The following is a 12,094-nucleotide window of genomic DNA, read 5'->3' as shown; positions in this document are numbered from 1 at the left end:
ACTTCAACTATATTCTGTTCAATTTTCAAAGATCATTTGTTAATCGCTCTCAAGCGACTTCTTTATGTTATCACTTTGTCTCTTGTCTGTCAACAGTTTTTTTAAAACTTTTTTTCAAGTTTTCAACTCATTTGAGTTGTTTACTGTTTTCCCTCAAGGACAATGACTATTCTATCATAGCTTCTAAAATATACCTATTATATATTAATCATTAAATTAATTTATTATTATTTTTCTAATATTTTTAGACATTTTTCTTCTTTTTTCTATTATTGATACACGTGGTTTCGGGTATGTTGTTTTACATATATTTATAGTATTTTTATATTAAGTTTTATAGATACTCACTATAAAAATTCACTAACTAAATCATATTTTTTTACTTTATCCTATAATTTATACTATTTTCTAAAAGAAACTAATATAATAAATAAACACTTATTTTTAATAATAAAAATATTAATTTAATATATATTCTTTCTTGTATCATGAATATAGCTTCAAATTTTAAGAATATAATCCATTAATTTAACTTAAATATACATATAAGATAATTTAGGAGGTCTATTAATGAATAACTATTTAACAGAAGAAGCTATTAATATTCTTAAAAATGAAATTGAACACAGAAAGGTTGTAATTAGGAAAGAGATAAATGATGATTTAAAAGAAGCTAAATCACATGGTGACTTAAGCGAAAATTTTGAATATAGAGTAGCCAAAAGAGAAAGAGCAAAAAATGAAAGTCGAATTAGATTTTTAGAAAGAATGATTAAAACTGCTATATTGATAAAAGATGATTCAAAAGCTGATGAAGTTGGATTAAATAAAGAAGTTGTAATAAAATTTCTAGAAGATAATACTTGTGATGAATTTTTAATTGTTACCACTATAGAAGCAGATCCATTAAACAATAAAATCAGTATAGAATCCCCCCTAGGAAAGGCGATATTTAAGCGACGAATTGGAGAAAAAGTTTTAGTAAGATCTCCTAATGAAACCTACACAGTTGAGATTTTAAATGTAAAAAAAATATTTAATAATAATATATAGTAATTTATATTTTTAAATACTATACTTAATATATATATCCTTGCATCTATAGCTCAGTTGGATAGAGTGCTGGACTTCGAATCCAGGCGTCGGGGGTTCGAGTCCCTCTAGATGCGCCATTACTCACATAAAAGTGTCAGCATTTTTAATAAAATCTAAAAATGCTGACACTTTTTATATCTATTGTTAAGTAATTTACTTCTTAAAGTATAATATGCTTCTATTATTTCTATATATAAATGAGAAGTGAGTATAAATAATAAACTCACTTCTCATTTATTAATTTATTTAAAAGAGAGAATTTAGCATAATAACTTTAACAATTAGCTAAAATAGCATTTTTTAAACTTGGCTTTGTTTTGCAACCAACAAACAATTTTTTCCCATCTGAGTATCCCTCTTCTGAATTTTCTAATTCCTTAATAAGTATATTTCTTAGCTCACTAATACGCTCTTGTTTATTTTTATCATTTATAGAATTATGTGCTTCATTGGGATCATTAATTAAATCAAAATATTGTTCTTCTCCTGTTTGCGAAAACCATATATATTTATCTTCTTTAGTTACAATAAATTGATGTGATTTTTGCTTAAAGTCATATAAATGTTCCCCATGAATGTAATATCTATCATTTCCTTTTAACATACTTTTCCCATCTAAATGTTTTGGAATATCTGCTCCTACAATATCTAAAAAAGTTGGCATAATATCCCTTAATTCTACAAGGCTCTCATCTACTCCATATTTTCTTCCTAAAAGTTCTTCATTACCTGAAATAAACATAGGTATTTTTATACTTCCTTGATATGGTCTTGCTTTTTGAATATAATTATGATCTCCAAGCATCTCTCCATGGTCAGAAGTAAATATAATTATAGTATTATCCATAACTTGATGTTCAACTAATGCTTGAATTAACCTACCAATCTGATGATCTATATGGGTAATACAAGCATAATATCCTATCTGCATTTCCTTTACTAATTCTTTATCTAATGGTCCTGTTGTTGCATTATATCTATAACCAATTTTCTTTATTAACTCTTCATCATTCCAATCACCCTTAACAGGCTCACGTAAATCTTTATTTTTGTATAAATCAAAATAATATTTAGGTGCATCAAATGGTGCATGTGGTCTAACAAAACTAGTCATTAAAAAGAATGGTTTACAAGGATCTCGTCTTCTTAAAAAATCAATACTTTCTGTTACAACCCAATTTGTTGGATGACTCATTTCATCATAAATCCACGGACGAGCAACCCATCCATTACAATCTAATCCTGTATTTATAACATCTGCATTTATTCCCTTTGTATCCTTTAACCAATAAAAATAGTCATCTGCAATTAATTGATTTTCGCTATATTCAACATTTGGATATCTATATTCATGTAAATATCCATCATGTAATTGAACATTATTAAAACCAATATAATTACGTAAAGGATGTACATGCATTTTTCCTACAGCTTGAGTATAATATCCAGCTTTAGATAATTCCCCCGCCATAGTGCATCCGTAATTCCAATCAACTCTATCTTCATAACCTACTCTTCCAGTATGCCTTTGAGATAAACCAGTATGTAATATTGATCTTGCTGGTACACATGTTGGGCATGAAGAGTATGCATTTGGATAATATATTCCTTTTGAAGCTAGACTATCTAAATATGGTGTTTTAATATCAGGATGTCCTGCAAAGCCCATACAATCTCCACGCATTTGATCAGTCATTATTAATATTATGTTAGGTTTATTCTTCATTTATTTTCACCTCATTTATATAAAAACTTATCTAATTTGTTATTTCGTAATAAAATAACAAATGGCAAATTAAAAATTTGCCATTTATGTCTCTACCTCTTACTAATCTTATATTTAATTTATATACTTTATCCTTTTATTCCTCCACCAGTAACACCAGCGATTATCTTTTCTGATAAGAAAATGTATATTATAAATGTAGGTAAGAACACTATAATAACTGCAGCGAAAAGACTTCCATAATCTCCAACAGATTTAAGTGCTGCAACCATTGAGAATAACCCAACCCCAACAGATTTCATTTTATCTGAATTTGCAAATATAAGTGCAATAAAATATTCATTCCAAACTGCTAAAAAGTTAAAGATACTTACTGTTACTATCCCTGGTTGAGCTAATGGAAGCATTATTTTCCAGAAAGTTTTCATAGGACTACAACCATCAATAGCTGCAGCTTCTTCATAAGTCTTACTTAAAGTACCAAAGAAGTTTAATAAAAATGTTGTTGTAAATGGTACATTTAAACATATATACAATACTATAAGTAAAGTTCTACTTCCTGTTAAATGAACTTTAGTTGCTAAAGCAAATAAAGGTAATATAATCATTATTACTGGTGTACTCATTCCTACTAAAAAGCTAGTTTTAATAGTCTTATTACCTAAGAATGTATAACGAGATAAAACATATGCAGCTGGTGCTGAAATAGCTATGATTCCTATACATGAAACAGTAGCATATAATAATGAGTTAGCAAAGAAAACGCTAACATTTTGTGTTTTCCAAGCAGTAACATAATTTTCCCAATGAAAACCTGATGCAAACTTTAATACATCACCTTTGAATATTTCACGTGAAGTTGATAAACTTGCTGCAAAAATCCATCCTAATACTAATGCTGTGAATAAAACCCAAAGAGCTAGTATTAAATATCCAGGTAAAAGCTTCATTTCTTTTCTTAAGTTAAAAGGTTCTCTTACTTTTTTTTTCTTTATTTTTAGCCATAGCTTATCCCTCCTTCTAATACTCTACCTCTTCATCTTTTATTATAAAGTTCATAACAACAAATATTAATACAACTATAATTGCAAGTGTAACACCAACTGCTGCCCCTTTTCCTGCATCACGATTACTAACCCCAGTTGTACCAAACACAGTATTGTACATATATACTACAGGTGTTATAGTTGACTCTTCACTTGTTAACGGCGAGAACATTTTTGACCAAACAAAGAACATAACTGTGTTTATACTCCAGAAAGTTAAGTTAGTCTTAAATACTCCCTTTAATAAAGGCATTGTAACATTAGTGAATTGTTTCCATTTGCTTGCTCCATCTATTGTTGCCGCCTCATAATATTCTTCTGGAATTCTTTCAATACCACTTAAGAATATAAGCATATAATATCCAACAGATCCAAAACAGAATGCAATAAGCATAGCCCAGAATTTCATATCACTAGACAACCAATTTATTTTTGCTAGACTTTCTGCTCCTATTGCTTTAAAAAATCCATTTATTAATCCATACTTTTGTTGGAATACAAATTGTAACCACATAGTTGCTAATGCAACTGCACTAATAACGTTTGGTAAGTATATAGCTGCACGCCAAAAGCTCTTAAAACGCACACCACTAGTTAATATTACTGCAAATAGTAAAGAAATTGACAATACTATTGCTCCTCCAATTAACCACACCTTAAATATGTTAAACATCGAAACTCTAAACGCATTATTTTGCCATATTTTGATATAATTATCAATTCCAACTGAAACCCATTTATCAGTAGGCGCTGTTACACTCTCTACTGAAAAAAAACTAATAAAAACTGTTCTTAAAACCGGATATAAAAAAACATAATGGCAAAAGAAAGGATTGCTGGTGTGATAAAAGCAATAATCATAGTTTTATTTTTTTTCATATCTGTCCTCCCCCAAAATTAGTAGATATAATAAGGGGACTATTGCAAACTACAATATCCCCTCATAATTCTACAATATTCCTTTTATATTATTTAATTTGTTGCTTTTTCCATAGCATCTACGAATTGTTGTGCAGTAAGCTTTCCTTCAAATAATTGTAAACAATTTGTTTGAATTGTTTCTGTAATATCTGGATTTTCATTTAATCCCATATTCCAATCATAAACATCTGTTAAAGCATCAAATGCCACTTTTGTTCCTTGTAAATCTTCTGGCCATTCAGTATTTCTTGTATCTGATGGGATACCTGTACAATCTAAAGCCATTTTTTGATCAAATTCACCTGAAGTTATCTTCATTATTAAATCAAATGTAGCTTGAGCATTTTTACTATTTTTATTAATTGCAAATCCTTGTGCTCCAACGTTTGCTATAGTATTTGGATCTTTTCCTCCGTCAACTGATGGATAGTTAAACATTCCCCATTCTAAATCACAATTTGTATTGTTAGTAATTTCAGCTGGCACCCAAGAAGCATTTACAACCATTGCCGCTTCTTCATAACCAACTTCATTTTCTCCTTCTGGATATGCACCTGGAGCATATTCAGATAAGTATCCATTTGAAATTAAATCTACTATATCTTGAGCAGCCTTTAGTACCGCTTCATTTTCAGCCCAGTTTCCATTTGTAACAACATCAGTTACTCCATCTTGTCCAATATAACGAGCTAAGTGATAACCAAATGTATACATTACATAAGCATCATCTTGTGCAAGTGGTGCAACCCCTATTCCTTTTAACTTTTCACAAGCAGCTAAGAATTCATCCCAAGTTTGTGGATCTTCAGTTATTCCAGCTTCTTCGAACATAGCTTTATTATAGTAAATTCCTGATGTATATGGTTGATATGGTATAGCTATTAAATCTCCAGCCCATTTTCTAACTGCATTTGGGAAAACTGGTGCTGCATAATCATTATACCCAGCAGTCTCTGCCATATCTTCTAAACTCATTACTTTATCTTTATATTCATATGCTATTTTTTGGTAATCCCAATCAAAGAAATCGATTTCTTCCCCGGCCTCAAGAGCTGCTTGAAGAACTGTTCCAAGATCACGACCTTTCCATTCTACATTAACTTTAATCCCTGTTTCTTCTGTATAAGCATCAATTGCTTCTTGAATTACTTTAGCTTGTGGTTCTGTATTGCTCCACATTGACCAATAAGTAATTTCCCCTTTTGCTTCACTATCTACAGCTACACTTTTATTATCGTCTTCATTTGAAGCATTATCATTATTTGAGCCACATGCAACTAAAGAAACTGACATTGATGCTGCTAATAAAATCCCTAAAATCTTTTTTGTTTTCATAAAAAATTCTCCCCTTTTTTACCCAATTTAAGCAAAATATTCACTTGCTATATATATAATATACCTTCTTTTGGTATATAAAATCAATTTATATATTGTCTTTTATTTTAGTTATGTTGCGTTTGTTCTTAATTTTATTATATTTTTTGTGAATCGCCATTGTGATTCACCAATTTATGTTATAACATTGTATTTTTGTAATTTTTTTAATTTAAATTTATTATCTTTTTAATTGTAATATTAAAACTTTTTAACTATTCTTATTAACCTTACTTATTTCTATCTTTTAATTTAGGTTCTACATATATCTTTCTATAATTTTATTTAATTCACTCCATTTAGATTCCATATCTTTTACTAATTTAAGTTGTGTTCTTGTTCTATCTAAATTTTGATTTTCATAGCTTGTTTTATAATAAATATCTCCGTTTAAGTAATCTGTTAAAAACCTAATGCCTTGTTCTAATGTTATTACCTTTGCACCCATCGGCAACATTTTAACTTCATTCTCTGTTAAAGTAGAATTAGTACCCTCTAAAAACCCCTTAGTGAATGATTCAAAAAGTTTTAAATCAATATATACTTTATCTAAATTCACTTCATCTTCTTTAGCATAAGTAGAGCCAGTTCTTATTGCATCTCCAAAATCATATAATGATAAACCTGGCATTATCGTGTCTAAATCAATAACACAAATACCTTCTTTACTTTCCTTATCTATAAGAATATTATTAAGTTTTGTATCATTATGAGTTACCCTAAGCGGTAATTGTTCACTTTCTAACATGTCTATCAAAACTGTAGTATCTTTTTCTCTAGAAAGAATAAACTCTATTTCCTCTTTAACTTCCTCAACTCTTCCAGCTTTATCATTTTCTATAGCTATTAAAAAAGTTTTAAATCTTTCTTTTGTATTATGAAAATTAGGAATAGATTCATATAATTTTTTTGCATCATAATTTGATAACATACTTTGAAACTTACCAAAGGCTTTGCCTGTTTTATAAAAATCATCTGATGACTCTATAGTTTCATAGGTTATTGTATTCTCTATAAACTTTGTGGCTCTCCAATAATTCCCTTTTGAGTCCTGTAAATAACTCTTGCCTTCTTTAGTTGGTATAACTGTTACTGTCTCTCTTTCTATATCTCCACCATTTTCTTTTACTATTTCTTTTAAGTAATTACACACATTACAATAATTCTCCATAAGCTTATCTACTTCTTTGAATATTGAATGATTAATTCTTTGAAGAATAAATTTTTCTTCATTACCATCATTTAATTTACTCTCTACTAGAAATGTATCATTTATAATTCCACCACCAAATAACTTAACCTCTGAAATTTTACCTTCAAAGTCAATAGCATCTAAAGCTTCTCTTGTTAAATTTAAATATTCATTGTACATTTTGGTTTAATTTCCTTCCATATATTAGTTGTATAAATACCATCTTTTATTAATTTCTCTATGGCTGACCTAACTATATGTTTATCCTCTTGATAAGTAACTCCATACCACTTATCTTGTGAAGGTATAACCTTAACAGTTATTCTATTGTTTTTTAAAAGCGAATTTACAATCGAAGGAATATAATATTCACTCTTTAATGGATCTATTTTCACCTCGGTATCTAAAAATCTCCTAAATCCACTTTCAATTTCTTCAAATACATTTTTATTAAATGCCCACATATTCATAGAAACCGTACTATTATAATTTAATTCTATCCAGTTAACTTCATCTTCTGTATAGAATGCAGCTTCTCCTTTTTTAATTATCTTAGTTCTTTCAACTACTTCTTTGAAATATTCATTTTCAACTTCACAAATACCTCTTGCCACATGTCCATACTCCGACAAAGTATTTGCTAATGTATATCCAATCATTCCATATTGATTTTCATCATTATTTTTAATTAAAAAGTTATATATATTTTTAAATGCTTCCCTTCCATAGAAATCATCTGCATTTATTACTACAAATGGACCTTTAACTACATTTTTAGCACATAATACTGCATGTCCTGTTCCCCATGGTTTATTTCTGCCCACTGGTACACTATAGCCTTCCGGTAAAATATTCTTATCTTGAATGACATACTGTATATCTGCATACTTTTCTAACTTATTGCCAATTAATTCTTTAAACTCTGTTTTTATTTCTTCTCTTAATATAAAAACTATTTTTTCGAATCCTGCTTTTATTGCATCATAAGTAGATAACTCTAATATTCTTTCTCCATTAGGACCTATTTTATCCATTTGCTTTAATCCACCATATCTACTTCCCAACCCTGCTGCCATTATTACTAATACTGGTTTCATCTATATAACCTCCAATTTTAGTTACTAACTTAGCTATTAAATGGCAGATAGTAAAATATTATAAGTTATAAACATATTAATTTACTATCTGCCAATTTTAATATTTTAATCTTTTTATTTAAAAATCTATTTACTAATTATTAAATTTTAGTTGATGTAACCCCACTTAATTTCTCCTGGTTTTAATTCCATTGTTGTTACATTTCCATCACCATCATATACATTAGTAACTTGAGTTTCATGTGAGTTATTTATTACTGCATACTTCTTGCTTTCTAAGTATGCTGATACTTCACAATAAATATTATCTGCATACCATTTCTTCATTTCGTGTTCTTTATGTGCTGCATAGAATAAACTTCTCATAAGAATACGAGTATTTTGGATTGAATATGGTAATCCAGCAATATAAACAGCTCTTCCTTTACCATAATCATTAGAAGACATTAATAAATCACCATCTCTATAGCAAATTATTTCTGTATCTTTGCTCTTAGCATAGACATCTTTTTGTCCTTCTCCAAAGTTTAATTCTTCTACTACATCTTCTGTAATGAAATGTTTGTCCAATTCTGTTTTAAAGTATTTATCTGTGCTTAATGAGAATCCTAATTCTTTATCTACTCCTAAAGCTTCAGCTAATTGGAAGAAATGTCCTCCATCAAGTGCTGCAGATGGTTCACCAACACCTACAAATCCACCACCATTATAAATCCATTCTCTTAAAGTAGTGATTATTTCTTTATCTAACCATTTTTCTCCACCACTGAATGCTGTACCTGCATCTCCTGCATTAATGATTACATCTATATCACTTGGAATTCAATTTTCTTTAATATCATCAAAGCTTATAAATTCAACATCAACACTCATTCCACTTAAAGACTCTATAATTCCTAAGTAAGTGTATATCTTTTTATACCATAAAGCATGTGCAACCATATGTGTTTGCCATGTTCTTAATTTTCCCCAACAGTTTAATACCGCTACCTTTAATCCACAATATGGTTTATTTCCTGCTATGTTATCATAAATTTCTCTAAATTCATTACATACGCCTTCAATACATTCAACAAATTTAGGGAACTTATAAGCTAATGATAAATATCCACCATATCCTATTCTATCTACTGGTTTTCTCATAATAGCTCTTCTAGCTGTTACCCAATTTTCTATAGCTTCAATAGTTGGATCATTTCCTTCATAGAAAGTATCTGGGAAGAAATATGGTAAGAATCTACCTTCTGTATATTTAACACCTGGTATATCTGAAATCATTCTAAGTGTTGCTCCACCACCAACAGATCCAACAACACCATCTAATCCTATTGATTCAAAATATTTTCCATATGGTTCAGTTCCTATCCAGTTATCACCTAGGAACATCATAGCTTCTCTTCCTTCTTGATGAACTATATCTACAAGTTTCTTAACATTTTCAGCTACAAATTTTTGTTGGAAATCTATATAATCCATATATTCTCTTGATGGCACTCTAAATGTTGAGTTATAGTACCCTTGATCAACAATATGTTCTGGTCTTAATGAATATCCTTTTTCTTCTCTAAATGCTTCTAAAGCTTCTGGACTTACACTTGAACTATATCCGAACCAATCTACAAACTTTTCTTTAGCTAAATCATTAAATACTAATGTAAAGTGATAGAAGAATGTTGTAAATCTAATTACATTTGCTTCTGGATGTTCATCAAGCCAGTTATGCATTGCCTTAAATATATACTCATTAGTTTTTGGCTTTCTTGCATCAAAAGGCATTTCATGAGGCTTATCCCCCCAATTATTTGTAATATGATTATACATTTGAGTTGGATCCCAAATACAATAAGCTAAAAAAGTTACTGTATATTCATGCCACTTACAAACATCATTTATAGTTACTTCTTCTGTTTCTTCATTGTATGTCCATTTATCTGTATCAATAACTTCATCAGTTGTTCTATCTATTACCTCCCACCATGTTTTTATATCATGGTATGTATCTGGTCTAACTTGCTCAGCAAAGTAGCCATCCATTATTTTTATTGTTAATTTATCTTCAACAGCGACATGATGCTTTGTCATTAAATAAGTTTGCTGTAATTCTTCTTTATTAGCCTCAGCCCACGCATTATCACCACGTGCAACAAAATAAGTAGAATAAATTCTTTCAGCCATCCCCTTAATTTCTCTTGGAAGCTTAAATCCATCACAATCTCTTATTCCATCAGCTCCCCATTTCTCTGCTATCTCCATTGTTTCTTTTAAAAAATTATCATCTGTTGGTATTGTAACTCTACCCTTACTCATAATAAATCCTCCTGTTTTGTTTCTTATTGCCCTCTTTAATCATATTTTACAAATATCTAATCCTTTACACAATTAAATTATTGCTTACTTTTTTAGTTATATTGCGTATGATAACAATATAATCAAAATACTTACATTATTTTATTTTTTTGGTTTTAATGTTATAATTAATTAAAAGGGTAAAAAGAGGTGTTTTATGAGTAATACTAGGTACATAGTAAATGAGAGAAATATTTACAACATAAATTTTGAACTACTTTACATTAGCAAATCTATTTATGGTAAAGATTGGCATAGCACAGCACATGTGCATCCATTCACTGAAATATTTTTCATTACTAAAGGAAAAGGACTTATGGAAATAGACGATAAAGTTGTTTCCGTTAAAGAAGGAGATTTAATTATAATTAATCCAAACTGTCCTCATACTGAAAAATCATCATTTGACAATGATGAAGCTTTAGAATATATAGTTTTTGGTATTAATAATTTATCTTTAGCAAATAGGGGGATAACAGAGCTAAAAGATGAAGTAATAAACTTAACATTTTATAAAATTTTAAATTTTAATCATAATAAAAATGAAATTTTATATTACTTAAATAGACTTATGAGAGAAGTTGAAAGCAAAGAAGAAAATTATGAGTTGGTATGTAAAAGCATATTAACATTATTTATTATTTACATTTCTAGAAATTCAAAATCAACTCTACTTATTACAGATACTTCTGAAAAGCTTAACATAGAGTGTATTAAAATAAAAAATTATATAGACTCTCATTATTCGGAAAATATAACATTAGATATTTTATCTAACTTAACTTATATTAATAAATTTCATTTAGTACATCTATTTACAAAACAAATGGGTATTTCCCCTATCAATTATTTAATAAACAAGCGGATTAATGAATCAAAAAATTTATTAACTACAACTAATTATTCTGTTAGAGACATATCTACCATTGTAGGTTTCTCTAATCCTTCATACTTCAGTCAAATGTTCAAAAAGGTAACTGGTACATCCCCTAAAACTTTTAAATTAAATAATACATCTAAATTAAAAGTTACTATTTAACTATTAATAAATTATGTTACTATTTAGCTATTAATAAATTATATGAATAATAAATAATATTTATTAAAGATATTTAATTTAAAATTTAAAGCTTGCACTATCTCACATAGTACAAGCTTTTTTTATTTTTAAAATACTTTTTTATATTAATTTAAAATTTCTATTTATTATAATTTTTATTTTTTATATTAAAAATAAAAAAGACAACTTAAAAAGTTGTCTTTTTTTATGGAGCGGGTAGTGGGAATCGAACCCACC

The 12,094-nt window shown here is 28.7% G+C and carries 8 protein-coding genes, 1 tRNA gene and 1 pseudogene; 3 read left to right on the top strand and 7 right to left on the bottom strand.

Annotated features, from left to right (window positions below; translation table 11 throughout):
• Positions 1 to 570: 570 nt before the first annotated feature.
• Positions 571 to 1,053: a transcription elongation factor GreA gene (greA, locus tag HMPREF0216_RS12055; protein WP_005214659.1), complete on the top strand. Its 483-nt coding sequence runs from the start codon at positions 571 to 573 to the stop codon at positions 1,051 to 1,053.
• 42 nt (positions 1,054 to 1,095) lie between these two features.
• Positions 1,096 to 1,172: transfer RNA gene (locus HMPREF0216_RS12050), tRNA-Arg, on the top strand.
• Between the two features lie 197 nt (positions 1,173 to 1,369).
• On the opposite strand, the gene HMPREF0216_RS12045 is transcribed toward HMPREF0216_RS12050, so the two are convergent.
• From HMPREF0216_RS12045 to gnpA, 7 genes and pseudogenes are all read right to left on the bottom strand, one after another.
• Entirely contained in the window at positions 1,370 to 2,821 is a 1,452-nt protein-coding gene (locus HMPREF0216_RS12045; RefSeq protein ID WP_005214657.1) for an arylsulfatase, read from the bottom strand.
• A gap of 128 nt (positions 2,822 to 2,949) precedes the next feature.
• On the bottom strand, positions 2,950 to 3,771 hold the full coding sequence (locus tag HMPREF0216_RS12040; RefSeq protein ID WP_005214656.1) for a carbohydrate ABC transporter permease: 822 nt from the start codon (positions 3,769 to 3,771) through the stop codon (positions 2,950 to 2,952).
• A gap of 70 nt (positions 3,772 to 3,841) precedes the next feature.
• Positions 3,842 to 4,495, bottom strand: a complete 654-nt coding sequence (locus HMPREF0216_RS12035) for a carbohydrate ABC transporter permease (protein WP_341349494.1) — start codon at positions 4,493 to 4,495, stop codon at positions 3,842 to 3,844.
• A gap of 344 nt (positions 4,496 to 4,839) precedes the next feature.
• The gene (locus tag HMPREF0216_RS12030; RefSeq protein WP_005214654.1) at positions 4,840 to 6,123 is read right to left on the bottom strand and encodes an ABC transporter substrate-binding protein; all 1,284 of its coding nucleotides are present in this window, start codon (positions 6,121 to 6,123) and stop codon (positions 4,840 to 4,842) included.
• A 298-nt stretch (positions 6,124 to 6,421) separates the two neighbouring features.
• Positions 6,422 to 7,534 (bottom strand): phosphotransferase enzyme family protein, encoded by a 1,113-nt coding sequence (locus tag HMPREF0216_RS12025; protein ID WP_040419834.1) that lies wholly within the window; start codon positions 7,532 to 7,534, stop codon positions 6,422 to 6,424.
• Positions 7,516 to 8,451 (bottom strand): nucleotidyltransferase family protein, encoded by a 936-nt coding sequence (locus HMPREF0216_RS12020; RefSeq protein ID WP_005214652.1) that lies wholly within the window; start codon positions 8,449 to 8,451, stop codon positions 7,516 to 7,518. Before HMPREF0216_RS12020 ends, HMPREF0216_RS12025 begins: the two co-directional genes overlap by 19 nt.
• 147 nt (positions 8,452 to 8,598) lie before the next feature.
• A pseudogene (gene gnpA, locus HMPREF0216_RS12015) lies at positions 8,599 to 10,758 on the bottom strand (1,3-beta-galactosyl-N-acetylhexosamine phosphorylase).
• A 196-nt stretch (positions 10,759 to 10,954) separates the two neighbouring features.
• Here gnpA and HMPREF0216_RS12010 point away from each other — a divergent pair.
• Positions 10,955 to 11,836 carry an AraC family transcriptional regulator gene (locus HMPREF0216_RS12010; protein ID WP_005214648.1) on the top strand — a complete coding sequence of 294 codons (882 nt, stop codon included), beginning with the start codon at positions 10,955 to 10,957 and terminating at the stop codon, positions 11,834 to 11,836.
• Positions 11,837 to 12,094: the final 258 nt, after the last annotated feature.

Source organism: Clostridium celatum DSM 1785, from assembly GCF_000320405.1.
Classification (GTDB): Bacteria; Bacillota; Clostridia; order Clostridiales; family Clostridiaceae; genus Clostridium; species Clostridium celatum.
This window is presented reverse-complemented; position numbering and strand designations above follow the sequence as displayed.

Bases quoted from the DNA above. Each gene is read 5' to 3' on its own strand.
- greA (WP_005214659.1), top strand. From the start codon at position 571: ATGAATAACTATTTAACAGAAGAAGCTATTAATATTCTTAAAAATGAA.
- HMPREF0216_RS12045 (WP_005214657.1), bottom strand. From the start codon at position 2,821: ATGAAGAATAAACCTAACATAATATTAATAATGACTGATCAAATGCGT.
- HMPREF0216_RS12040 (WP_005214656.1), bottom strand. From the start codon at position 3,771: ATGAAGCTTTTACCTGGATATTTAATACTAGCTCTTTGGGTTTTATTC.
- HMPREF0216_RS12030 (WP_005214654.1), bottom strand. From the start codon at position 6,123: ATGAAAACAAAAAAGATTTTAGGGATTTTATTAGCAGCATCAATGTCA.
- HMPREF0216_RS12025 (WP_040419834.1), bottom strand. From the start codon at position 7,534: ATGTACAATGAATATTTAAATTTAACAAGAGAAGCTTTAGATGCTATT.
- HMPREF0216_RS12020 (WP_005214652.1), bottom strand. From the start codon at position 8,451: ATGAAACCAGTATTAGTAATAATGGCAGCAGGGTTGGGAAGTAGATAT.
- HMPREF0216_RS12010 (WP_005214648.1), top strand. From the start codon at position 10,955: ATGAGTAATACTAGGTACATAGTAAATGAGAGAAATATTTACAACATA.